At 68.5% G+C, this 22,901-nt stretch carries 21 protein-coding genes; 7 read left to right on the top strand and 14 right to left on the bottom strand.

What is annotated here, in order from left to right; genetic code table 11:
• Positions 1-129: 129 nt before the first annotated feature.
• Together hpt and tilS are read right to left on the bottom strand one after the other, a co-directional pair.
• Positions 130-687, bottom strand: a complete 558-nt coding sequence (gene hpt / locus ABFX18_RS00805) for a hypoxanthine phosphoribosyltransferase (RefSeq protein ID WP_090151013.1) — start codon at positions 685-687, stop codon at positions 130-132.
• Positions 688-691: 4 nt separating this feature from the next.
• Positions 692-1,792, bottom strand: a complete 1,101-nt coding sequence (gene tilS / locus ABFX18_RS00800; protein WP_346057058.1) for a tRNA lysidine(34) synthetase TilS — start codon at positions 1,790-1,792, stop codon at positions 692-694.
• A 99-nt stretch (positions 1,793-1,891) separates the two neighbouring features.
• Between tilS and ppa the strand changes: the two genes are divergently transcribed.
• Positions 1,892-2,386: an inorganic diphosphatase gene (gene ppa, locus ABFX18_RS00795; protein ID WP_346057057.1), complete on the top strand. Its 495-nt coding sequence runs from the start codon at positions 1,892-1,894 to the stop codon at positions 2,384-2,386.
• 93 nt (positions 2,387-2,479) lie between these two features.
• Here ppa and ABFX18_RS00790 read toward each other — a convergent pair whose 3' ends face one another.
• The 11 genes from ABFX18_RS00790 to ABFX18_RS00740 form a co-directional block, all read right to left on the bottom strand.
• Positions 2,480-3,826 (bottom strand): peptidoglycan DD-metalloendopeptidase family protein, encoded by a 1,347-nt coding sequence (locus tag ABFX18_RS00790; protein WP_346057056.1) that lies wholly within the window; start codon positions 3,824-3,826, stop codon positions 2,480-2,482.
• A gap of 90 nt (positions 3,827-3,916) precedes the next feature.
• Complete coding sequence (locus ABFX18_RS00785) at positions 3,917-4,387, bottom strand: MarR family winged helix-turn-helix transcriptional regulator (RefSeq protein ID WP_346057055.1); 471 nt, start codon at positions 4,385-4,387, stop codon at positions 3,917-3,919.
• Between the two features lie 271 nt (positions 4,388-4,658).
• Positions 4,659-5,309, bottom strand: a complete 651-nt coding sequence (locus ABFX18_RS00780) for a hypothetical protein (RefSeq protein WP_346057054.1) — start codon at positions 5,307-5,309, stop codon at positions 4,659-4,661.
• Positions 5,310-5,376: 67 nt separating this feature from the next.
• Entirely contained in the window at positions 5,377-6,018 is a 642-nt protein-coding gene (locus tag ABFX18_RS00775) for a hypothetical protein (RefSeq protein ID WP_346057053.1), read from the bottom strand.
• 67 nt (positions 6,019-6,085) lie between these two features.
• On the bottom strand, positions 6,086-6,655 hold the full coding sequence (locus ABFX18_RS00770; RefSeq protein WP_346057052.1) for a hypothetical protein: 570 nt from the start codon (positions 6,653-6,655) through the stop codon (positions 6,086-6,088).
• Between the two features lie 119 nt (positions 6,656-6,774).
• Positions 6,775-8,481, bottom strand: coding sequence for an alpha/beta hydrolase (locus tag ABFX18_RS00765; RefSeq protein ID WP_346057051.1), 1,707 nt, complete (start codon positions 8,479-8,481; stop codon positions 6,775-6,777).
• 9 nt (positions 8,482-8,490) lie between these two features.
• A complete protein-coding gene (locus tag ABFX18_RS00760) occupies positions 8,491-8,769 on the bottom strand; it encodes a hypothetical protein (protein ID WP_211648881.1) in 279 nt (92 codons plus the stop codon).
• A 200-nt stretch (positions 8,770-8,969) separates the two neighbouring features.
• Positions 8,970-10,145: an acyl-CoA dehydrogenase family protein gene (locus ABFX18_RS00755; protein ID WP_346057050.1), complete on the bottom strand. Its 1,176-nt coding sequence runs from the start codon at positions 10,143-10,145 to the stop codon at positions 8,970-8,972.
• Positions 10,142-11,464 (bottom strand): beta-ketoacyl-[acyl-carrier-protein] synthase family protein, encoded by a 1,323-nt coding sequence (locus tag ABFX18_RS00750; protein ID WP_428833615.1) that lies wholly within the window; start codon positions 11,462-11,464, stop codon positions 10,142-10,144. The genes ABFX18_RS00755 and ABFX18_RS00750 overlap by 4 nt, the downstream gene beginning before the upstream one ends.
• A 38-nt stretch (positions 11,465-11,502) precedes the next feature.
• Entirely contained in the window at positions 11,503-13,029 is a 1,527-nt protein-coding gene (locus ABFX18_RS00745; protein ID WP_346057048.1) for a class I adenylate-forming enzyme family protein, read from the bottom strand.
• Positions 13,030-13,038: 9 nt separating this feature from the next.
• Positions 13,039-13,560, bottom strand: a complete 522-nt coding sequence (locus ABFX18_RS00740; RefSeq protein ID WP_346057047.1) for an Lrp/AsnC family transcriptional regulator — start codon at positions 13,558-13,560, stop codon at positions 13,039-13,041.
• Between the two features lie 204 nt (positions 13,561-13,764).
• Here ABFX18_RS00740 and ABFX18_RS00735 point away from each other — a divergent pair, with 204 nt between their 5' ends.
• Positions 13,765-15,054, top strand: coding sequence for an MFS transporter (locus ABFX18_RS00735; RefSeq protein WP_346057045.1), 1,290 nt, complete (start codon positions 13,765-13,767; stop codon positions 15,052-15,054).
• A gap of 23 nt (positions 15,055-15,077) precedes the next feature.
• Here the strand turns inward: ABFX18_RS00735 and ABFX18_RS00730 are convergent, their stop codons facing one another.
• Entirely contained in the window at positions 15,078-15,836 is a 759-nt protein-coding gene (locus ABFX18_RS00730) for an FCD domain-containing protein (RefSeq protein ID WP_090151055.1), read from the bottom strand.
• Positions 15,837-16,073: 237 nt separating this feature from the next.
• On the opposite strand from ABFX18_RS00730, the gene ABFX18_RS00725 reads away from it, so the two are divergent.
• From ABFX18_RS00725 to ABFX18_RS00705, 5 genes are all read left to right on the top strand, one after another.
• Positions 16,074-17,594 carry an ABC transporter substrate-binding protein gene (locus ABFX18_RS00725; protein WP_346057043.1) on the top strand — a complete coding sequence of 507 codons (1,521 nt, stop codon included), beginning with the start codon at positions 16,074-16,076 and terminating at the stop codon, positions 17,592-17,594.
• A gap of 149 nt (positions 17,595-17,743) precedes the next feature.
• Positions 17,744-18,691: an ABC transporter permease gene (locus tag ABFX18_RS00720; RefSeq protein WP_346057041.1), complete on the top strand. Its 948-nt coding sequence runs from the start codon at positions 17,744-17,746 to the stop codon at positions 18,689-18,691.
• Between the two features lie 2 nt (positions 18,692-18,693).
• Positions 18,694-19,617 (top strand): ABC transporter permease, encoded by a 924-nt coding sequence (locus tag ABFX18_RS00715; RefSeq protein ID WP_090151064.1) that lies wholly within the window; start codon positions 18,694-18,696, stop codon positions 19,615-19,617.
• Positions 19,617-21,413 (top strand): dipeptide ABC transporter ATP-binding protein, encoded by a 1,797-nt coding sequence (locus ABFX18_RS00710; RefSeq protein ID WP_346057038.1) that lies wholly within the window; start codon positions 19,617-19,619, stop codon positions 21,411-21,413. Before ABFX18_RS00715 ends, ABFX18_RS00710 begins: the two co-directional genes overlap by 1 nt.
• Positions 21,414-21,458: 45 nt before the next feature.
• Complete coding sequence (locus tag ABFX18_RS00705; protein ID WP_200331313.1) at positions 21,459-22,859, top strand: amidase; 1,401 nt, start codon at positions 21,459-21,461, stop codon at positions 22,857-22,859.
• Positions 22,860-22,901 lie beyond the last annotated feature (42 nt).

The raw sequence follows: 22,901 nt of genomic DNA, 5'->3' as shown, positions 1-22,901 counted from the left end.
CAGAAGGAGCGTGCCGGGAGATCCAGCATCGGTAAGCGTAGCCAATGCCACTGACATCGGTCTGAGCCGCGGGCGCTTGTCCGCTCACGGCGCACTCGGCGCCCCGGGCCTGCTGCAGTGCTGCGGACGTTACTCGCCGCCGTAGACGTGCGGAGCGAGCACGGCGACGTCGCGGAGGTTGCGGTAGTCCTCGGCGTAGTCGAGGCCGTACCCGACGACGAACTCGACCGGGATGTCGAAGCCGACGTAGGCGACGTCGACCTGCACCTTGAGCGCTTCCGGCTTGCGCAGCATCGTGCAGATGCGCACCGACTTGGCGCCGCGGCTCTCGAGGTTCTCCTTGAGCCAGGAGAGCGTGAGGCCCGAATCGATGATGTCCTCGACGATCAGCACATCGCGCCCGGTGATGTCGGCGTCGAGATCCTTCAGAATCTTCACGACGCCGCTCGACTTCGTGCTCGCGCCGTACGACGAGACCGCCATCCAGTCCATCTGCGCGTGGAACCGGAGCTCGCGGGCGAGGTCGGCCATCACCATGACGGCGCCTTTCAGCACGCCGACGAGCAGCGGCGGCTCGTCGCCGTAGTCGGCCTCGATCTCACGAGCGAGTTCGGCGAGCCGCTGATGCAGCTCTGCTTCGGTGTGCAGTACGACGGAGAGCTGATCGCCCAGATGTTTCGCATCCATGCGTCTATTCTTCCATTGCTGCGGCGCCGTCTGCGACACGGGCGCTCGCGGCCGGTCCGCGGGGCGAACCCGCGCGCCTCGTGAACTCGACGCGGCCGGCGACGCGGGAGACGGTGATTCCGGGAGCCTCGATCGGCCCCTGACCGCGCCAGTGCGTGACGAGGGCGGCGATCGCGAGGGTGTGCTCCCGACTGAGCTCGCTGCCGAACTCCGCTTCGGCCACCCTCCGGATGATCCGGTGACGCAGCGCCGCAGGGTTCGCCGCGAGCGCTCCTGCGGAGACCGCGATCCCGGCCTCCGCGTGCTCGACGATCTCCTCGATCTGCTCCTCGACCATCGCGTCGAAGGCCTCCGCATCTTCCCTCGCGAGGTCAGCCGTGCGCGCGAGAGCCGCGGCGACGCCGGGCCCGAGTTCGCGCTCGAGCAGGGGAAGCACGGCGCCGCGCACGCGCACGCGCGTGTAGGCGCGGTCGGAGTTCTGCGGATCCTGCCACGCTTCGAGCTGCGCCTCCCGGCACGCCGCCGCCGTGACCGCACGGGTGATCCCATGCTCGGCCCGGACGAACGGGCGCAGCACGACGATGCCGTCGCCGAGGCCGCGACGTGGTGGGATGCCCGCGAGACTCCGAGCCCCAGAGCCCCGGGCGATCCCGAGCAGCACTTGCTCGGCCTGGTCATCGCGAGTGTGACCGGTCAGGATCGCGACGGCGCCGACCTCCCGCGCGGACTCCGCCAGCACGGCGTAGCGCGCATGACGCGCAGAGGCCTCCGGTCCGGATCGTCGTGAGCGCGACGCCGACACCTCAGCGCGGCGCACGAGCACGGGGTCGATCCCGAGTGAGCGAACCTGCTCGGCGGCACGATCCGCAACGTCAGCAGAACCGGCCTGCAGGCCGTGATCGACGACGACCGCGGCCACCGTGTAGCCCTCGCGGACCGCTGAGAACGCCGCAGCGGCCGAGAGTGCGAGCGAATCGGCACCCCCCGACACTGCGACGAGCACCCGGCCCCGCACGCCTGCGCTCGACGACCCCGCTCCCCCGAACTCCGCCCGGAGCGCATCCCTGACGGCGAGACGTGTGGCGAGGAGCGCGGTCTGCAGCATGCCTCAACGGTACCCGGCGAGCGGGGTCGGGTAGCCTGGGAGCCGCATATGCACACTCGGCCGCTCGCGGCCGCTCACAGAAAGCACGGAGGAGCGCGCATGGCCGCAGCATTCGACGCTGTTATCGAGATCCCCAAGGGGAGCCGCAACAAGTACGAGGTCGACCACGAGACCGGTCGGGTGTACCTCGACCGCGTGCTCTACACCGGGTTCGTCTACCCCACCGACTACGGGTTCTTCGAGGAGACCCTCGGCGAGGACGGGGATCCGCTGGACGTGCTCGTGCTGCTCGACTTCCCGGTGTTCCCGGGCGTCGGCGTGAAGGTGCGCCCCGTCGGCGTGCTCAAGATGAGCGACGAGGCGGGGGGCGACGACAAGGTCATCGCCGTGCAGCACAAGGATCCGCGCTGGGCGCACATCCAGGACGTCTCCGACATCCCGGAGTACACCCGCAAGGAGATCGAGCACTTCTTCGAGCACTACAAGGACCTCGAGCCGGGCAAGTGGGTGAAGGTCGACGCGTGGGGCTCCGCAGCAGACGCCGAGCAGCTCATCGTCGAGGCGCAGGATCGCCTCACGTCCGAAGGGCACTGACCTCCGGGCGCGCTCGCGCCGACGCACGACGAGAGGGGCTCGGGATCACAGCGATCCCGAGCCCCTCTCGTCGTCTCGTGCGCGTCACCCCGATCAGGGGAAGGCGATGTACCAGGCAGGATCCACGAAGTCGTACCAGCCGTTGTCCTGGTTGGGTCGCATCTCGAAGTGCAGGTGGCAGCCGGTGCTCGCGCCGGTGTTCCCGACGTAGCCGACGACCTGGCCGGCCGACACGTAGCTGCCCTGCCCCACGACCGCCCATCCGATCATGTGCGCGTACCGGGTCTGCCATCCATTGGGGTGATTGATGGTCACCATGTTGCCGCCGCCGCCGCCGTCCCAGTACGTCATCGCCACAGTGCCTTCTTTGGCCGCGAAGATCGGCGTGCCGCACCCGGTCGCGAGATCGATGCCCGTGTGATCGGGTCGGCCCGGAGGCCGGAAGCCCTCCGACACGTAGAAGCCGGCGGTCGGATACATCCAGCCGTTCGATCCGCCGCCACCGCCGCTGGGGGGCGGCGCGGCGCCACCGCCACCGCCTCCGCCGCCGGGGGCAGGAGCACCACCACCACCACCACCACCGGGATTGTTCGCGGCTTCTTCCGCCGCTCGTTGAGCGGCCTCCTCGGCTGCCCTCTGCGCCGCTTCAGCTTCCTTACGCAGACGCTCTGCCTCCGCGCGCCGCTGCTCCTCTTCAACGCGCAGCCGCTCCTCGTAACCGGCCACGGTCTTCGTGGTCGTGTCCTTCAGCGCCGCGAGCTGCGTCTGCAGCGTCTTCTGCTGAGCTTCCTGCGCCTTGACCTTCTCGCCTTGCCCGGCGACGGCTTCGGCAGCCGCCAGCTCCTTCTCCTGCTGCACCTGGCGCAGCCGCTCGCGCTCCTGCGTGGCCGCCTCCGCCTGCTGGCCGAGGGTATCGGCCGTGTTCGCAGCCTGTTGAGCCTCCTGCGAGAGCGTCGTGTTCCGCTCGGTCGCCTTCGACATCGACGCCATGCGGTCGAGCAGCGCGTCTGCCGTGCTGCCGTCGGAGTCGAGGAACATCTCGACGCTGCGGTCCACTCCGCCCGATCGGTACATCTGAGCGACGAGCGCCCCGGCGCGGTCGGCGGCCTCGTCGGCCTCCTTGCGGCTCGCTTCCGCCTGCACCTCGAGGTTCGCCGCCTTCTCAGAGGCGACGGCGAGCGCATCTTCTGCCGCATGCAATTCGTCGATCGTCGTCGCATGCAGGTTGCGCAGTCGGTCGAGTTCCTTCTCGCCCTCGGCGATGAGGGACTCGATCTCCTTGACCTTCTTCGCGGCAGACGACTGGTTCTGCTTCGCCTCCTGCACATCGTCCCAGGTGGGAAGATCGAGGGCCTGAGCGGGAGGCGCAGTGAGCTGGCCTCCGACGAGCACTCCGGCGCCGATCGCGCATGCGGCGAGCACTCCGAGCACACGCCTCATCGTGCTCGTCTTCCGTTTCTGCATCCTGCCCCCATATCGTGCAATGTACGCAGTTCTCCGGCAACGGTAGCATCTCGAGGCGCGATGCGCTCAGGCGGCCGGAGTCGGATCGCCTCCCGCATCGAGCGAGATCTGGCTCGCGTCGATGAGCCGCAGCATCGATCGGTGCAGTTCCTCCAGCTCAGTCGGTGTCATGCCGAGCCGCTCCGCCATGCGCACCGGCACCTGCTCGGCGCGCGCTCGCAGGGCCTCCCCAGCTTCCGTGAGGGTGATCTCGAGACGCCGTTCATCCGCCGAGCTCCGCTCACGTCGCGCGAGCCCCTGCGCCTCGAGTCGTTTGATCAGCGGCGACAGGGTGGAGGCCTCTTGATGCAGCAGTTCGGCGAGCGTGCGCAAATCGAGGGTGCGGTGCTCCCAGAGCGCGAGGAGCACCAGATACTGCGGATGCGTGATGCCCATCGGATCGAGCACCGGCTTGTAGGCGGCGACGATGCCACGAGAGGCGACGGTGAGCGCGAAGCAGACTTGGCGCTCGAGCGCCAAGGGGTCGTGCGGATTCATGCGTTCATCTTCTCAGACGTCACTCGTCCACCGCTTCCCAAAGCCGAGATGACGGGCTAAGGTGGCCCGAGACCGCCGACAACGGAGTCGCCGGTCGCCTGCTTCCGCTCCAATGATGCGCCGGCTCCAAGTCGCCTGGAATGCCGAATCCGAGTCTCCTGGTCGTCGTGCAGTGGATCCGCGCTCGTCCAGTGGATCCGCGCTCGTGCAGTGACGACTTGCGGATCTCGCCCTGCACGACGCCGGATCCCCTATGCGAAGCCGACCGAACTCATTCGGATGAGCCGGTCTTGGGAACAACCGGGTCGCTCCACTTCGGGAACGGGATGTACTCACCGGGAGGCGACTCCTCGATATCGAACCGCTCCTCGGGAATGCGATCGATCACCGCCGACGACAACGCGTCCCTGTCACACCAGAACACCTTGCTGTGCAACCCGAGCGAGTACTGCCCATGGGGTCGCACCTGGTATTCGAACCAGAAGCCCTCGTCGGTCATCGCATCCACACGATACCGTCTGGCATCCACCTGTCTCAGCGTGGTCGACCACCCCTGCGCCTCGAAGTACTCCACCATCAACTCAGCGTCCTCAACCGCCCCACTCGCACCCGGAAGCTTGATCGTGCGCGACATGCTGAGGTAGTAACTGTTCTTCGGGGTCGCACCACGCATCGACCAACGCTGCGCATCGCCGCTACCCGGATAGAATCCGTGGCTCGTCCAGGTCCAAATGTTTGGGCTCACCATTCGCTGAGCGTGCGTCATCAGCTCCTGCATGGCCTGGTACCGCTCGCCTAGCAGGTCGAACTGCCGCTCCAACGGCAAGCGCTCCGCCTCTTCCCGCGTCATCCCCGCAGCATCCACGTCACCTCCCACCCAGGCGCAACCTGAGAAGCTCACCATCCCGGCCAGCACCGCCACAGCGAGCCCAAAACGAACCCTCTGCCGGAGAATCAGCCGATGCTGACGATAACTCTCCACAGTCCGATCAGCCGACCTTCGGAACAACCGGATCACTCCACTTCGGGAACGGGATGAACTCACCGGGAAGCGACTCCTCGATATCGAACCGCTCCTCGGGAATGCGATCGATCACCGCCGATGACAACTCGCTCCGGTTGCACCAGTAGACCTTGCTGTGTACCCCCACTGAGTATTGCCCGTTCGGTTCGACCCAATAGTCGAGCCAATACCCTTCGTCAGTCATCGCCTCCACTTGATATCGTCTAGCACCCTCCTTTCGCAGCGTGGTCGACCACCCCTGCGCCACGAAGTACTCCGCCATCAACTCAGCATCCTCAACCGCCCCACTTGCACCGGGGAGCCTGATCGTGCGCGACATACTCAGGTAATAACTGTTCTTCGACGTCGCACCACGCATCGACCACCGCTGCCCATCACCACTACCCGGATAGAACCCGTGACTCGTCCACGTCCACACGTTCGGGCTCACCACGCGCTGCGCGTCAGTCAACAACCCCTGCATCACCTCGTACCGCTCGCCGAGCAGGTCGAACTGCCGCTCCAACGGCAAGCGCTCCGCCTCTTCCCGCGTCATCCCCGCAGCATCCACGGCGCCTCCCACCCAGGCGCAAACTGAGAAGCTCACCATCCCGGCCAGCACCGCCACAGCGAGCCCAAAACGAACCCTCTGCCGAAGAATCAGCCGACGCTGACGATAACTCTCCACAGTCCGATCAGTCGACCTTCGGAACAACCGGATCACTCCACTTCGGGAACGGGATGTACTCACCGGGAAGCGACTCCTCGATACCGAACCGCTCCTCGGGAATGCGATCCACGATTGCGAAGGTCAATGCATACGTGTCGCCCCAGAACACCTTGCTGTACAGACCGAGCGAGTACTGCCCATGTGGTCGCACCTGGTATTCGAACCAGAAGCCCTCGTCGGTCATCGCCTCCACACGATACCTTCTGGCATCCACCTGTCTCAGCGTGGTCGACCACCCCTGCGCCTCGAAGTACTCCGCCATCAACTCAGCGTCCTCAACCGCCCCACTCGCACCGGGAAGCTTGATCGTGCGCGACATGTTGAGGTAGTAACTATTCTTCGACGTAGCGCCTCGCATCGACCACCGCTGACCGTCACCGTCTATCGGACTGAAGCCTTCACTCACCCAGATCCACTCGTCCGCGCTCACCACGCGCTGCGCATCTGCCAGCATCTCCTGCATACGCACATAGCGCCCACCCAACAGGTCGAACTGCCGCTCCAACGGCAAGCGCTCCGCCTCTTCCCGCGTCATCCCCGCAGCATCCACGCCGAAACCTCCGATTCTCGCACAACCCGAAACACCGAATACCAGTACCAGAACCAGAACCAGAACCGCACTCAACAGGATGCGGGAAGGCCAACGCCTCACCATCACGGAGTCCCCACCAGAGAACGGCCCATAAACTCCAAAGTGCTGGTGCCGATGGAGAGGTATCCAACATCTCCGCCCCAGTTCCACACACTCCATGGGGCGTCCTCCGAAAACATATCGTGCGCGGTGACTCGCTTTTCGCCCGAGTCGGCGTCGAACTCCTGCGCGCCGATCGCACGCGGGTCGACGCGATCATTCCCCGAGTACCCGAGGCCGGCGACGTTATCTCCGCGTGCCTTCGTGGAGAATACGTCGGCCGCATGCAGCTCCTCAAGAGCAGTACCGGGGGCCAATCCCGCTGATCCGTACGTCACAAACGCGTCAACATCATTCGTGGTCAGCTTCAAGGCCTGCCCTGCGGTCGTCGACCCGTACGAGTGCGCGAACACGACGAGCCGGTCGAGCTCATCGGAGGACTCCCGACTTCGTAGCGCATGAATCCCATCAAGAAAACGGGCGAGGTTTGGCGCGCCGGCGTTTGCTCGATCCATACCTAGTACTCCCGTGTCTGGCGGCATTCCGGGTGTCCGATAGCCAAGCCAGGTCACCACTGCGTAGCTTGTGCTCGAATTCTCCTCATTGGCAACCCGAAATAGCTCCTGCGCCCCACGCAGCGCGCTGTCCAGGTCATCAGCCTTTGCCCCCATGCCGGGCACGTTCGCACCGACATTCGAAGCGGTATCCAGATCCCCGAACGAGATCGCCGTGGTCAGCGCGCCATCGTGATTGTCGAACCCGAGCATCTGCACGGGAGGTTTCCCGCGAAGCCGAAACCGATTCGACTCGGCCTTCTCAAGCGACGCCTTGAGCGCGGTCACCTGCTCCACGAACTCGTCTTGGCTCATGTCTTCGCCGGTGAACCCCATCAGGCCGTACGCTGTGGCGGGTTGAGAAAGCGCATAGTCCAGTGCCTTTCGCGAGGCGATGTCGCGCGCCCACGCGGGCAGACCGTCGACGTTCGCCAGTGCGAAGAGGTCCTTCATCGGAAGATCTCGGACCTCCTGGGGAGTGAGATCCAAGCCTTCCCACACGGTGGCATTCTGATTCACCGACAAGGTGGCCGAGGTCAGTGCCTCGATGGCCAGGTCTCGATCGGTGGTTGGTGACGCCTGAACCGCAAGATGTACGGCTTGCATCGGGGAAGCCACTCCAGCGCTACCGACGGTGTCTCGCTTCAGCGCGTGCAGCGCTCCGGTCTGAGCATTGAGCGCGTCGGCGCACCGCCGATCCGCTCGCATTCTCGCCTCGTCGACATCGAACAGCGCTTGCTCAATGCCCCGCAGTTCGTCATCCGCCTCCTCGACGAGCCCGCCCAATCGTCGCGTCCGATCGATGGACTCTTGGTCGCTGCCGTAACTCTCCTCGAACTCGCGCGACATGACGTTCCATCGCGCTCGGGCCGCCTCGCTCAGGTCGCTGAGGCGACGCCCCTCCTGCTGCAACTCGCTCACCTCGCGTGCGTACACCTCGAGGGCGGCCGCGGCCGCGGCCTGTGCGGCGGCCACAAGCTGCGCCGCGGATTCGATGGGGCGGCACGCGGCAACGAGCCGCGTGAGGGTCTTCGCGCTCCCCGCCGATTGCAGCTGATGCAGACCGGATGCCACATACCTCGTCGCCTCGTGCATCCGGTCCGAGCGCGCTAGATTGCGTCCTACGGCGAAGACAGACCCCATGTCGCCGAGGCGTGCGATCTCACCGTTACCCATGGCCGCGCCTCACGCGCTCACCGCGGCGGCGACCTGCCCGTCGAGCGCCGTAAAACTCTCCACGGTGCTCGACGTCCAGTGCGCATTGACATGCAGACGTTCCTCGATCGCGCCGCAGGCGCCGCGCAGGGCCGCAGAGAAATCCGAGACGGCCGAGCTCACCATGCCGGATCCGTAGTCGGCACCGGTGGAAACGCGCGACACGGTGCCGAACGCGCCAGCCGCTCGCGTCATTTCGTCCGCAGCAGCGTGCAACTCGGCATCAGCGATGGAAAGGTCGTTCGGCATTCGCGCATCCTCCGCGTGTCCAGAGCCGGTTCCCCCTCAGCGCCGTGTGTGCAGCCTATGCAGGATGCGTACGGCGTGCGGGGCGAACCTCTGGAATGCAGCGGTCGAAGTCGCGCTTTACGTCCGGAGTCAGGTAACGGGCAGTACTCCAATCGTGCTTGCCATGCGGGTGAGCGATCGGAGCAGGAGCGACCTGATCGTCACGCTTGGTCGAGCAGTGCGGCGGCGAACATCGGCCGTGAGGCATCCGTGCTCGGCGGGTGGAAGAGCCCCGCCGTCGCGTCGCGCAAGAGCCTGCCCGCTTCGCTGCCGCTGTCGAAGCCTGCTCCGCCGGAGCACGCGAGCGCCGTCTCGGCCGCCCGCCGCGCCGCTTCACCCGCCGCGATCCGCGCCGCGACGAGGCGGGGCGGCCACCCGGCGCCGTGGTCGACGAGCTCGTCGAAGTCACGGGTGTACGCGTCGAGTTGTGCCGGCACGGAGAGGAAGTCGCGGTACGCATCGGCGAGCCGTGTGCGCCATTCCGGCACGTCGGCGAGCGGGGCGTCTCGTGACGCGGAGCGGCGCCGGTGCAGCGCCTCGGCCGCCACGTCGAGGGCGCGCCGCGCGACGCCGGCGTAGACCGAGGCGACGAGCAGTTGGAAGTTGCTCGTGATCGCGAACGTCAGGAGGTCGGGCGTACGCCCCGGCGCGATGCGGCGCGCGACACGATCGGCGCGCATGACCGCGCCTTCGAGCCTCGTCGAGCGGCTCTGCGACGCGCGCATGCCGAGCACGTCCCAGTGATCCGACACGGTGATCCCGGACGAGGTGCGCTCGACGAACCCGAAGACGAGCTGCGGGTCACCGGGTTCGCTCGCATCGAGCCCGTGAGTGATGAGCCGGGTCCACACGGGCGAGAGCGAGGTGAAGATCTTCGTCCCGCTCAACCGGTAGCTCCCGTCGGGCTGCGGATCAGCGATCGTGTTCGAGCCCTGCAGCACCCAGTCATTCGCCGGCTCGCTGATGCCGAACGCGAAGATCTCGCCGGCTGCCGCCTCTGCGAAGACGTGGGAGAGCGAGCGATCCCCGCGCGCGAGCATCGCCGCTGCCACCCCCGTGCACATGAGGTGCATGTTGATGCCGAGCGCGGTGCCCGGCGCCGCACCCGCGAGGCGCTGCTGCAGGCGCGAGACCTCGTGCAGCGACAGGCCGGGCCCGCCGAACTCCGCGGGCACGAAGATCTGCAGGTATCCGCGCTCGCGCAGGTCGCCCAGGTCCTCGTCGAAGAACCCGTTCTCGCGGTCGACGACGGCGGCGCGTTCGCGGAACCGTGCGAGCAGCGCATCGGGCAGATAGCGCTCGGCAAGCTCGGCGTGCCTGAGTTCTCGATCGGTCATCGTATCTCCTCTGTCCGGTCTCGGCGCGCTGCAGGGCGCGCATGGCTCTCGCTCGCGTCAGTCCCGGGTTCGCGCAGCAGAATCGCCCCGTTGTGACCGCCGAATCCGAACGAGGTCGAGAGCACCGTGCGGAGCTCGACCGCCCGCGCCCGCCCCGTCACCACATCGAAATCGGGGAACTCGGGGTCGGTGAGATTGAGCGTCGGGGGAACGCGCTGCTCCCGCAGCGACTGCACCGAGATCACCGCCTCGACCACACCGGCCGCGCCGAGCAGGTGGCCGGTGGTCGACTTGGTCGCCGAAAGCGGAACCGTTCGTGCACGGGCTCCGAGTGCCAGATCGAGAGCCGCGAGTTCGGCGGCGTCGCCCGCGGGGGTGCCGGTGCCGTGCACGTTGACGTGATCGACCAGCTCCGGCGCGACGCCCGCGTCGTCGAGGCACTCAGCGACCGCGCGTGCGGCTCCCCGCCCCTCCGGGTGCGGGGCCGTCGGGTGGTGGGCGTCACTCGACGCCCCGAAGCCCGCGAGCTCGGCGAGCGGCGTCGCACCGCGCGAAGCGGCGCGCTCAGCCGATTCGAGCAGGATCGCGCCGGCCCCCTGCGACATGACGAACCCGTTGCGGGCGCGGTCGAAGGGACGGCTCGCCAGCTGCGGGGCGTCTTCGAACCCGGCGGCCAGCGCGCGCAGGTTCGCGTTCGAGGCGAGGTTCACCGGACCCAGGCAGTCCTCCATGCCGACGACCAGCACCGCGTCGGCGTACCCGTGGCGGATGCGTCGAAGCCCCTCGCCGAGCGCGATCGCCCCGCTCGCGCAGGTCGCCGACACACCCTGCGCGGGGCCCGTTGCACCGTACCGTTGCGAGAGGAGCGCAGCGGCCGCGTCGGGCGCCCCGTACACCGCGAGCGCCAGGGGAACTGCTCTGGGCCCGCGCGCGTCGAGCGCCCGGGTGGCGGCCTGCATGGCGTCGACGGGGCCGGACCCGGTCGCCGCGATGATCGCGACGCGATCCGCGTCGTCCGAGAACACCTCGCCCGCCGAGAACGCCTCGACGTGCGCACCGGCAGCGTCTCCCCCGATCACCCCAGCATGCCGCAGCGCCTCGTCGGCTGCGGCGATCGCCCAGAGCTGCACGGGGCTGAGACGACGCACGAGTCCGGTCGGTACAAGACCCCCCGCGCTGAACCCCTCGATCCTGCCCCCGATGCGCACCGGGAGCGCATCGAACTCCGGCCCGTCCAAGCGCTGGATCGCACTGCGCCCGCCCATCACCGCGTCCCACAGCGCTCCGACGCCGATCCCGCTCGGCGTCACCGCCCCCATGCCCGTGACGACGACCCGGCGCCCCCGCGCGGCGGCGCTCACAGGCGCACCGCCGATCCATCGGCGATGCGCTCGGCCGTCTCCCCGCGACGCACCTTGCCGCCCACGGTGCGGGGCAACTGCGGCAGCGAGAACCAGCGGCGAGGTACGAACTGCGGAGCCAGGCGCTCCGAGGCCCAGGCGGCGAGCGCCTCGCGATCCGGCACCGCTTCGCCGTTCGCCTCGACGACCAGAGCGACGATGCTGCCGAGCGACGCATGCGGGAGCGCCACGGCGATCGCCGCCCCGACGCCGGGCGCCGCCGCGAAGGCGCGATCGACCTCGGGCAGCGAGACCTTGTGCCCGCCCGTCACCGCGACGTCGCCGGCGCGGCCGAGCAGATGCAGCTTGCCGGCGACGAGTCGGGCCTGGTCGTGCACGGTCGCCCACCCGTCGGCGCCGCGGAGCACGTCATCGGTCGTGCCTGCGAGGTAGCCGTCGGAGCAGGCGGCGGCACGGATCCAGAGCGTGCCGGCACTCCCCTCCGGCACCTCGCGACCCGACTCGTCTCGCACGCTCGCGTCGATGCCGGGGTAGATCGTGATCGCGGTGCCGTCGCCGTCGCGACTGTCGCCGATGAACCCGATCTCGGCGGCACCGTAGTAGCTGATGAGGCGCGTCTGCGGCAGCGCGCGGGCCAACCCGTCGCGAATCGCAGCCGGAAGGTTCGCTCCACCCGTCACGACGAGCTCGAGCCGATCGAACGCGTCGGGTTCGCGTCGGGCTGCGTCGGTCAGCGTCTGCACCACCGCAGGCACGGCGACCACCCGGGTGATGGCCTCGTCGCGCACGCGCGCCGCCACGCCGAAGGGATCGAACGCGTCTGCGACGTGCACGCTGCCGCCCGTGGCGAGGCACTCGATGACGGCGTAGAGCGTCAGGCTGTACGAGACCGGGCCAGGGGCGAGTGTCGCGACGCCTGGCAGCGGTTCGAGGTGCGCGCTCGACACCGCGACGTTCTCCCGGTACTGCTGCCTTGTCTTGAGGAACGCTTTCGGGCGGCTCGTCGTTCCCGAGGAGAAGAGGAGGAGGAACGCTTCACGCCCGTCGCGCACCTCGGGCGGCGGAGCCGGATCGACGGTTCGCTCGCGCTCCTCGAACGCTGCGAGGGTCAGGATCGTGCCGCCCCATCCCTGCGCCGCGAGCGCTGCCGCCAGATCGGCGGAGTCGGAGACGATCACGCCGATGCCCGTCGCGAGCACCACGCCGACCCGGTGCTCGAGCGGCCAGCGCGGATCGATCGTCGCCGACACCGCGCGGTACCCGGCGAGCGCCGCCACGAATCGAGCCGCGGCGAACGCCGAGTCGACGCTGATCGCGCTGATCGGGATGCCGCCGGTCTCGGGCGCGGGCGACGGCGGAGTCCCCGTCTCCCCGAGTGCGTTCTGCAGAGTGTCGATCACCGCTGCCGTACGACGCGAGCGCTCGACCAGCTCCCCGTACGTGAGCCGCTGCCCGTCGCCCGCGATCGCGAGGTGCTCGGGATGATGCTCCGCGATGCGCAGCATCGCCGACGTGATGGGCATGCGCCCAGTCTATGCTCCGATGGGTCGGCGCTTCGTGGGCGCCGGCCCCTCCGAGCCGCCGGCTCGCAGGGCGCGCTCACCCAGCAGGCCCGTGACGCGGTACGGGATCACCTCGCGCAGGAACAGGCTCGTCGACGTGCGGGTGATGCCCGGACACAGGCGGATCTCCTCGCTGACGCGGTACAGATCGTCGGGGTCGCGCGCCACCACGCGCAGCAGGAGGTCCGTGCTGCCCGCGGGCGCAAAGCACTCCAGCACTTCGGGAATGTTCGCGAGCGCGGCGACCGCAGCACTGATCTGATGCTGATCGAGTTCGACCTGCACGCTCGCTCCCACCGGTCGGCCGAGCGATGCGGGCGTGACCCGGGAACTGTGGAGGCGCAGCGATCCGGCCTCCTTCAGCTTCTCGAGCCGCGCTTGAACGGTGCCGCGCGCGAGGCCGAGTTTCGAGGCGATCATCGCGGTCGGCATCCGCGCATCCTGATCAAGCAGGAGGAGGATTCTCCGATCCGTCGCGTCAAGTTCGCTCATTTTGACCACTTTCTGATCGGTTCACCGGTGACATATTGATCATATCGCCCAATTAGCGAGTGCTCGCTTGCGCAGATCGACGGGGTACGATGAACTCATTCATGTGCAGGCGGACACCCCCGCCGCACTCGGATCAACGCCCGCACCACCCCGTGGGCTGAACCACCGGACGCGCCACCCTTGCGCCCGAAGAAGGAGCCCGCCATGCGTGCGACCGCATCAGCGACCGCGAGACCCCCGCTCAGCACCCCGAGCGCCCCGCCCCCGACCCAGGCCCCGTACTTCCCGGCTCCTCCCGCACTGCACCGCCCTCGGGCCCGCGTCGCACTCACCTCGCTGGCGCTCTTCGCCCTGCTCGTGAGCGCGAATCTCAGCACGCCGCTGTTCCCGCTGCTCGAGGCGCAGCTGAACACCGGGTCCCTCGGCATCTCGATCGCGTTCTCGAGCTACGTGCTCTCGCTGATCGTAGGTCTGACCCTGTTCCGCCGCGTCGCCGACCGGGTCAATCGCCGCACCGTGCTCATCGCGGCACTCGCGGCCGCCGCGCTCGCCACCGCGGCCCTTGCCTTCGCGCCGACGCTCGGCTGGTTCTGCGTCGCCCGCGCCGTGCAGGGCATCGCGGTGGCGTGCGCGACGGGCACCGGCTCCGGTGCCCTGCGCGTGCTGCTTCCCGGACGCCCCGCCCTCGTCGGGCGCCTGACACTGCTCGCGACCTCAGGCGGCGTCGCCGCCGGCCCCGTGGCGGGCGGCCTGCTCTCTCTCGTCGGCGTGCCCCTGCAGACGCCGTACCTGGTCGTCGCAGTCGTACTCGCCGCACTCGTCCCCGTGATCATCGCCGTCGCGCCCCACGACGAGTGCACCCCGCGACTCGCGGGCATCGCACTCGCCGACGCGCCCGATCCGCGACCCGACGCGCCGGGGGCGAACGGGCGCAACGATCCCGCCGCCGCCCGCGCGTTCCGCATCGCGGCCGCGACCGGGTTCCTGAGCTTCATGGTGTTCGGCTTCTGCCTCTCCCTGGCGCCCTCGCATTTCGCAACGATCGCCGGCACGGATTCGCGCGTCGTCATCGGAGTGCTCGCCGCGGTCACGCTCGCCTCGTCAGCACTCGTGCAGCTGGTCCCGCTCTCCGGCACGTGGCGACTGCCGGTCGGGCTCAGCGCGCTCGCCGTGGCGCTCATCGGGATCGCCGCCGCCGGCGGAGTGGGAGCGGTGTGGTTCCTCGTCATCGCGAGCGCACTCGCCGGTGTGGGGCAGGGCATCGCGTTCCAGGCGGCGTTCACCGCGGCCACGGCTGCAGTGCACCCGCTGCGGCACGCCTCCACCGTCAGCGCGGTGTACACCGTCACCTACCTCGGGAGCGCGGTGCCGGTCATCGCTCTCGGTGCGATGGCCGAGCAGTTCGGCCTCTCGCAGGCGGTCGTCGTCTTCGCGCTCGTCGCGGCAGCCATGAGCCTCGCGCTCGCGTGCGTCTCGGCCCGCCGCTCCCACTGAGCGAGTGGCGCCGGCGGCCCGCTCTACTCCGCGAGGGCCGCGAGCGCGCGGCGATCCAGATCGCTCTCGACGAGCAGCCCGAATCGATCGGCGACCGCCCGTCGCGCGATCCCGCTCGCGCGGGCGCCGTCCCGCTGCTCGATCGCAGCGAAGAGGCTCCGGTCGATCGCAGCGGACTCGAGCTTCAACCGGTTGTCGTGGTGCTCGTTCTCGACGTCGCGCTGGATGATGGCGCGCAGCACGCCGGACACCGCCTCACCGGTGAGGCGCAGCACCTCGTTGCCGCTGGCCTCCCAGATGGCCTCGTGGAACTCGATGTCGGCGGCGGCGAACGAGTCCGAGTTCGCCTCGGCGTAGCGCTCCATCTGCTCGATCGCGGCGCGCATGCGCTCCAGCTGCTCGGCGTCGTGCCGCACGGCAGCCAGGCGACTCGTGGTGCCCTCGAGCACGACGCGGTACTCGACGAGCGCTGAGACGTCGAGCGCATCGGTGCCCACGAGGGCGCGCAGCGAGCGAGACAGGGTTTTCGACGACGGCGCGAGCACGACGGGCCCGCCGCGGGTGCCCGGGCGCGACTCGATCAGCCCCATGCTCTGCAGAATGCGCAGCGCCTCGCGCACGGTCGGCCGGCTCACGCCGAACTGCACCATGAGATCCCGCTCGCTCGCGAGCTGCGATCCCACCGGGATGCCTCCGGAGATGATCGCCTGCTCGATCTGATCGACGATGCGCTGATAGGTGTGCACGGGCACCGCGGGCTCGAAGCTGTGGGTGGTGGACACCTGAGTCTCTTCCTGATCGAGGGGCGCAGCACTGTGGAGTCGGCTGCGTGCTCCGATGATAGCGCCCACGTAAGTGGCCTTACCATGTATCCTGGTTCGAAATCTCTCGGGATTTGTTGGAACACCGTCTCCGGTTTCGCGAATACGCTGTGCATGCGGACCGGCGACTGGGCATCGTCGCCCGACTCCACCCTCCATCCCGGCTTCGCCCAGCGAGGCCTCAGTCACAGGAAAGCAATGATGCGACGTAAGAATGCGATTCTCACCACGGCTGCAATCGCGACCGCGGCCATCCTCGGTCTCGCGGGCTGCTCCGCGGGCGCCGGCAACAGCTCGGGAAGCGACGGGGAGACCCCCACCACCGCGACCATCGCCCTGACCGGCACCCCCACGAACCTCGACTTCACGACGACCGCCGGCTCTGCGATTCCGCAGGCACTCATGTCGAACGTCTACGAGGGCCTCGTCGAGCTCGACCAGGCCGGCGAGATCCAGCCGCTGCTCGCGAGCGAGTGGACGGTCAGCGACGACCGCAAGACGTACACATTCACCCTGCAGGAAGGCGTGACCTTCTCGAACGGCGACGAATTCACGGCAGACGACGTGAAGTTCAGCTTCGACCGCGTCAAGACCGACTGGGTGTCGAGCCTCAAGGCGAAGATGGACGTCGTCGAGAGCGTCGAGGTCGTCTCCCCCACCGAGGTCGCGGTCACGCTGAGCAAGCCCTCGAACGCGTGGCTCTTCAGCCTCGCAACGCCGGTCGGCGCGATCTTCTCGGAAGACGCCGTCGACGATCTCGCGAACACCCCCGTCGGCACCGGCCCGTACGCCGTCGAGTCGTGGACCCCGAACGAGAGCCTCGTCTTCGACACGCGCGACGACTACTGGGGCGAGGCCCCTGGCGTCGAGCAGGTCACGCTGAAGTACTTCGCCGATGCGACGGCCACCACGAACGCCCTGCAGACCGGCGACGTCGACGCGATCGCGAACCTGCAGGCCCCCGAGCTGCTCTCGAGCTTCGAATCCGATGACCAGTTCGTCGTCACCACCGGCACGTCGAGTGGCGAGGTCTCGCTCTCCATGAACAACAAGGCCGCCCCGTTCGACGACGTGCGCGTGCGCCAGGCAGTGCTCTACGCCCTCGACAAGCAGGCGATCCTCGACACCGCATGGAACGGCTACGGCTCGCTCGTCGCCACGTACGCGGCCCCGACGGATCCGTACTACGAAGATCTGAACGACGCGTACCCGTACGATCCCGCGAAGGCCAATGAGCTGCTGCAGGAAGCCGGCCAGGAGAACCTCGACATCACCTTCACCGTGCCGACGCGCCCCTACGCGCAGGCCGTCTCGGAGATCGTCGTCTCGCAGCTGAAGGACGTCGGTATCAACGCGACCATCGAGTCCGCCGAGTTCCCGGCGGTCTGGCTCGACGAGGTCTTCACGAAGCACGACTACCAGATGACCACGGTGCTCGCCGTCGAGGCCCGCGACATTCTGACCGTCTTCAACGACCCGAACTACTACATCGGCTACGACAACTCGAAGATCGCCCCGATCGCCGAGGAAGCGGACGCCGCCGATGAGGACGGGTACGTCGACGGCATGAAGCAGGTCGCCGAGCAGATCGTCGAGGACGCCGCTTCCGGCGTGCTCTTCCTGTTCCCGAACATCACCGTCGCGAAGGCGGATCTCCAGGGCATGCCGGAGAACGCCATCATCGAGGCGCTCGACCTGACGAACCTGAGCTGGAAGTAAGCGGAGCGGCGGTGCGAACCGCCGCTTTCGCCCCTCCAGTGCGCGAGAGCGCAGTTGAGGTCGCACGAGGCGTACGCCTGAGACCACAACTGCGCTCTCGCGGGAGCACCACACCAACCCGCCACTGAACCCGAGGAACCCGAACCCGCATGGCCATACGGATCCTGATCAATCTCGCGAGATTCGCGGTGACGTACGTCGTCGCCACGGTCGTCGTGTTCCTCTTCATGCGACTGATCCCGGGCGACCCGGCGCAGATCGCACTCGGCGTGAACGCCACCCCCGAGTTGCTCGAGCAGACGCGAGAGCAGTTCGGCACGGATCGACCGCTGATCGTGCAGTACTTCGAGTGGTTCGGCGGGCTGCTCACGGGCGACTTCGGCACCTCGTACGTGACGCGCACCGATATCAGCCCGATGGTGCTCGACCGCGTGCAGGTCAGCCTCATCCTCGTGCTCACGGCGATGGTGGTCGCGCTGCTCGTCGCGATCCCGCTCGGCACCTGGGCGGCCGTCAAGCATCGCAACTTCTCGGGCGTCGCGATCGGCCTCGGCTCGCAGATCGGCGTCGCGGTTCCCGGCTTCCTCGCCGGCATCCTGCTGGTCATCGTCTTCGCTGTCGGCCTCGGCTGGTTTCCCGCGAACGGGTGGACGGCGCCGGCCGTCGACTTCGGCGACTTCATCCGCCGGCTGATCCTGCCCGTCGTCGCACTCGCCTCGGTGCAGGGCGCGATCCTCACGCGATACGTGCGCTCCGCCGTGCTCGAGGTGATGAGCGAGGACTACCTCCGCACCGCTCGCGCCAAGGGGCTCAGCAAGAACGGCGCGCTGCTCAAGCACGGCCTGCGCAACGCGGCGATCCCCGTCATCACGGTCACCGGCGTGCAGATCGCGGCCCTCATCATCGGCGCCGTGGTCATCGAGCGCGTGTTCGTCATCCCCGGGCTCGGCTCGATGCTGCTCGACGCCGTCGGCAACCGCGACATGCTCACCGTGCAGTCCGTCGTCATGGTGCTCGTCGCCATCACCCTGATTCTCAACCTCGTCGTCGATGTGCTCTACACGCTCATCGATCCGCGTCTGCGAAGGAGCGCCTAGCCATGAGCACGCAACAGGTTCCCACCCCACCCTCTCAGGCGCCGCGCACCACCGCGATCAGCGCCCCCGGCAATGCCAGCACGAGCGTCGTCTCGAGGTCGGGCAAGCGCAAGCTGTCGGCGACGCTGCTGATCGGGTTGATCCTGATCGGGCTCGTCGCACTCGCGGCGATCGTGTCCTTCTTCTGGACGCCGTACGATCCGACCCAGGCGATGCCCGCCGACCGGTTGCAGGGCTCGAGCCTCGCGCACCTGATGGGCACCGACAAGTACGGTCGCGACGTCTTCTCCGCCATGCTCTACGGCGCGCGCATCACGCTGTTCGTCGGCGTCATCTCGGTCGGCATCGCGATCGTGATCGGCACGCCGCTCGGCATTCTCGCCGGCATCAGGGGCGGATGGATCGAAGAGGTCATCATGCGCGCCTCCGACATCGCCCTCGCGTTCCCGGCGCTGCTGCTCGCGATCATGTTCAGCGCCGTCTTCGGCGCATCGACGCTCACCGCCATGGTGGCGATCGGCATCGCGACCATTCCCGGATTCGCCCGCGTCGCGCGCTCCGGCACCCTGCAGGTGATGACCACGGAGTACGTGCTCGCTGCACGAGCCGCCAGTCAGTCGCGATTCAGGATCGCCTTGCGCCACGTGCTGCCCAACATCATCGGCATGGTGGTCGTGCAGTCCTCCGTGTCGTTCGCGCTGGCGGTGCTCGCGGAGGCGGGCCTCAGCTTCCTGGGGCTCGGAACGCCACCGCCCACCCCGTCGTGGGGACGCATGCTGCAGGAGTCGCAGCAGTTCCTCGGCACCGAACCGATGCTCGCCGTCTGGCCCGGCATCGCCATCGCCATCGCGGTCATGGGCTTCAACCTGCTGGGTGACGGCCTGCGCGACCGCTTCGATCCGAAACTGAACGGGAGCCGCGGCTGATGCGCACCGAATCCACCGTCCCGCGCACCGGCGCAGACCTGCTGCTGCGCGTCGACGACCTCAACGTGCGCACCCCCTATCGCACGCTCGTCTCGGATTTCTCCCTGCACATGGCTCACGGCGAGCGCATCGGCCTCATCGGGGAATCCGGATCGGGCAAATCGATGACCACGACCGCGCTGCTCGGCCTGCTCCCGAACGGCGTCACCGCCGACGGGTCCGTCGAGATCGACGGATACTCCGGCAACCTGCTCCAGGCCCCGGAATCCGATCTCATGAAGCTGCGCGGCAACAACATGGCGATGGTGTTCCAGGAGCCCCTCACGGCGCTGAATCCGCTGATGCGCGCGGGAGCCCAGGTCGCGGAGATCATCCTGCAGCACAAGCTCGCGCCGAACAAGGCCGAGGCGAACCGCCGTGCGGTCGAGATGCTCGACGCCGTGCACCTCCCCGATCCCGCTCAGGCCGCGCGGGCCTACCCGCATCAGCTCTCCGGCGGGCAGCGCCAGCGCGTGATGCTGGCCATGGCGCTCGCGAACGATCCGTCGCTGCTGCTCTGCGATGAGCCGACGACCGCGCTCGACGTCACCGTGCAGCGGCAGGTGCTCGACCTCATTCTCGAACTCGTGCGCGAACGCGGCACTGGCCTGCTCTTCATCACGCACGACCTCGCCGTGGTCGCGAACATGTGCACGCGCGTGCTCGTCATGAACAACGGCGCCGTCGTCGAGGAGGGCACGACCGAAGACGTCTTCACCCGCCCGACCCACCCGTACACGCGGGGGCTGCTCGCGGCGTCCGACCTCGACGCCGTCGATGCGAGGGGCCGCCTCTTCACCGTCGCGACCGCGCAGGAGTACGTGCCGCCGACCGCCGACGAGCAGATCGTCGCGCGCCCGGAGGCATCCGCGGCGGTCGCCGGCACTGCTGCGGCTGGCCCTGCTGCGGCTGGCACTGCTGCTGCCGGCACCGCGCCCGCGCACGCCGAACCGGTGATGCGCGTCACCGATCTGGTGCGCACCTACACGCGCGGACGCACGAGCATCCTCAAGCCAGCCCCCGAGGTGCACGCGCTCAAGGGCATCTCCTTCGAGGTGCCGGAGGGCGGCCGTCTCGGGGTCGTCGGTGAGTCGGGATCCGGCAAGTCGACGCTGCTGCGCATTCTCGCCGGGCTCGACCAGCCGACCTCCGGCAGCGCCGTCGTCGCGGGCAACGAGGTGAAGGGTGCGAAGGAGCCGCAGCTCCGCGCGCTGCGGCAGAACCTGCAGATCGTGTTCCAGGACCCGATGGGTTCGCTCGATCCGCGCATGACCGTCGAGCAGATCATCTCCGAGCCGCTGCTCGTGCCCGGGCGCGGTGAGACCGCCGCCGACCGCAAGCGCATGGTCGCGGAGATGCTCGAAGCCGTGGGTCTGCCCGCGTCTTCCGCGGAGCGCTTCCCCCACCAGTTCTCGGGCGGCCAGCGTCAGCGCATCTCGATCGCCCGCGCGCTGATCTGCCGCCCTCAGGTGGTCGTCGCAGATGAGCCGGTGAGCGCCCTCGACGTCTCGGTGCGCGCCCAGGTGCTCAACCTGCTCGCCGACCTCGTCGACGAGTACGGCCTCACCCTCGTGTTCGTGTCGCACGACCTCAACGTCGTGCGGTACCTGTGCGACTCGGTGATCGTGATGCAGTCGGGCGAGATCGTCGAAGCCGGTGACACGGAGACGGTGTATCGCACCCCGCAGCACCCCTACACGAAGCGCCTCATCGATTCCTCCCTCACGCTGCGTCAGGAGCTCGCCCAGAGCGCCTAGCGCCGGCGCTGCTTCGACCCGCACCATCTCGACGAAAGGCCCAGGATGACCTCGCACCGCCCCGCCGCTCTCGACGCCGCCGCTCTCAGCGAGCGCTACGCCGACGGATCGCTCACCCCCAGCGAGGTCGCCGAAGACGTCATCGCCCGCGTCGAAGCGCGCGAGCCGGAGCTCAACGCGCTCTACCTGTTCGACGCCGCGCAGGTGCGCGCCGACGCCGCCGCTTCGACCGAGCGCTGGCGCACCGGGACGCAGCTCGGCCCGTTCGACGGGGTGCCGGCGACGGTCAAGGAGAACATCGCGCGCGCCGGGCAGCCGAAACCCGCCGGGACGGCGATCCCGAACCCGCCGGTCGCAGCTCACAACGCTCCGACCACGGATCGACTGCTCGAAGCGGGCGCCGTCATCGTGGGTTCGACGACCATGCCCGACTGGGGCATGCTCTCGTCCGGCGTTTCGAGCCTGCACGGGATCACCCGCGGAGCGCTGAACCCGGCGCACACCTCCGGCGGTTCGAGCGCAGGAGCCGGCACGGCGGCTGCGGCGGGATACGGCCCGTTCCACATCGGCACCGACATCGGCGGATCCATCCGCCTGCCCGGCTCCTGGCAGGGGCTCACCGCGCTCAAGCCGAGCGAGGGCCTCATCCCGCTCGACGTGCCCTACGCCGGACGCGCCGCCGGCCCGCTGACGCGCACGGCTGCCGACGCGATCCGGCTCATGTCGATCGTCGCGCAGCCCGATCCCCGTGATTATCTGACGCGCGCGTACGCCGAGATGGACTGGTCGACCGAGCCGCTCTCCCCCGCCGGTCTCCGCGTCGCCCTGCAGCTCGACGCCGGCTCGGGCCTGCCGGTCGAGCCCGAGACGCGTGCGATCATCGAGCGCGCCGCGGCCCGATTCGAGGAGGCGGGCGCGACCGTCGTACCGCTCGAGCCGTTCATCCCCGCAGCGGTGCTCGACGGCATCGCCGACTTCTGGCGCAGCCGTTCCTACGCCGACTTCGAGGCCCTCACCGACGCCGAGCGGGCCGTGGTCCTCCCCTTCATCGCCGAGTGGTGCGCCGCTGGAGCAACGTTCTCCGCAGCTCAAACGGTGCGCAACCGCAACATGATCGACGAGATGGCCCGCCTCACGAGAGCCGCGACGCAGCCGTTCGACCTCGTGCTCTCGCCCGTGACCCCGGTCGCGGCGTTCGCCGCGGAGGACCCGATGCCGATCCTCGACCCGCTCGAAACGATGGGACACATCTCGTTCACCGTGCCCTACAACATGTCGGGTCAGCCTGCGGTATCGATCGGCGCTGGCGTGCAGCCGGACGGGCGCACCGTCGGCCTCCAGATCGCGTCGAAGATCGGCACCGACGATCGCCTCATGCGAGTCGCGCTCTGGTTCGAAGGCGTGCGCGGCAGCGACGCAGAGGTCGACTGGTCGCAGGTCGCCTGATCACCGGGTGCACCCGCTGCCCGGCTGCACCCGCCGAACACG

The sequence above is a fragment of the Leucobacter alluvii genome, from assembly GCF_039530485.1.
Taxonomy (GTDB): Bacteria; Actinomycetota; Actinomycetes; order Actinomycetales; family Microbacteriaceae; genus Leucobacter; species Leucobacter alluvii.
The sequence above is the reverse complement of the archived record's forward strand: the minus strand, read 5'-3'. Positions and strand labels throughout refer to the sequence as shown.

Coding starts and splice junctions, on each gene's coding strand:
- ABFX18_RS00740 (WP_346057047.1), bottom strand. CDS start 13,560: ATGAGCGAACTTGACGCGACGGATCGGAGAATCCTCCTCCTGCTTGAT.
- ABFX18_RS00735 (WP_346057045.1), top strand. CDS start 13,765: ATGCGTGCGACCGCATCAGCGACCGCGAGACCCCCGCTCAGCACCCCG.
- ABFX18_RS00745 (WP_346057048.1), bottom strand. CDS start 13,029: ATGCCCATCACGTCGGCGATGCTGCGCATCGCGGAGCATCATCCCGAG.
- hpt (WP_090151013.1), bottom strand. CDS start 687: ATGGATGCGAAACATCTGGGCGATCAGCTCTCCGTCGTACTGCACACC.
- ABFX18_RS00785 (WP_346057055.1), bottom strand. CDS start 4,387: ATGAATCCGCACGACCCCTTGGCGCTCGAGCGCCAAGTCTGCTTCGCG.
- ABFX18_RS00770 (WP_346057052.1), bottom strand. CDS start 6,655: ATGACGCGGGAAGAGGCGGAGCGCTTGCCGTTGGAGCGGCAGTTCGAC.
- ABFX18_RS00765 (WP_346057051.1), bottom strand. CDS start 8,481: ATGGGTAACGGTGAGATCGCACGCCTCGGCGACATGGGGTCTGTCTTC.
- ABFX18_RS00720 (WP_346057041.1), top strand. CDS start 17,744: ATGGCCATACGGATCCTGATCAATCTCGCGAGATTCGCGGTGACGTAC.
- ABFX18_RS00705 (WP_200331313.1), top strand. CDS start 21,459: ATGACCTCGCACCGCCCCGCCGCTCTCGACGCCGCCGCTCTCAGCGAG.
- ABFX18_RS00790 (WP_346057056.1), bottom strand. CDS start 3,826: ATGAGGCGTGTGCTCGGAGTGCTCGCCGCATGCGCGATCGGCGCCGGA.
- ABFX18_RS00715 (WP_090151064.1), top strand. CDS start 18,694: ATGAGCACGCAACAGGTTCCCACCCCACCCTCTCAGGCGCCGCGCACC.
- ABFX18_RS00760 (WP_211648881.1), bottom strand. CDS start 8,769: ATGCCGAACGACCTTTCCATCGCTGATGCCGAGTTGCACGCTGCTGCG.
- ABFX18_RS00710 (WP_346057038.1), top strand. CDS start 19,617: ATGCGCACCGAATCCACCGTCCCGCGCACCGGCGCAGACCTGCTGCTG.
- tilS (WP_346057058.1), bottom strand. CDS start 1,792: ATGCTGCAGACCGCGCTCCTCGCCACACGTCTCGCCGTCAGGGATGCG.
- ABFX18_RS00750 (WP_428833615.1), bottom strand. CDS start 11,464: ATGGGGGCGGTGACGCCGAGCGGGATCGGCGTCGGAGCGCTGTGGGAC.
- ABFX18_RS00725 (WP_346057043.1), top strand. CDS start 16,074: ATGATGCGACGTAAGAATGCGATTCTCACCACGGCTGCAATCGCGACC.
- ABFX18_RS00755 (WP_346057050.1), bottom strand. CDS start 10,145: ATGACCGATCGAGAACTCAGGCACGCCGAGCTTGCCGAGCGCTATCTG.
- ppa (WP_346057057.1), top strand. CDS start 1,892: ATGGCCGCAGCATTCGACGCTGTTATCGAGATCCCCAAGGGGAGCCGC.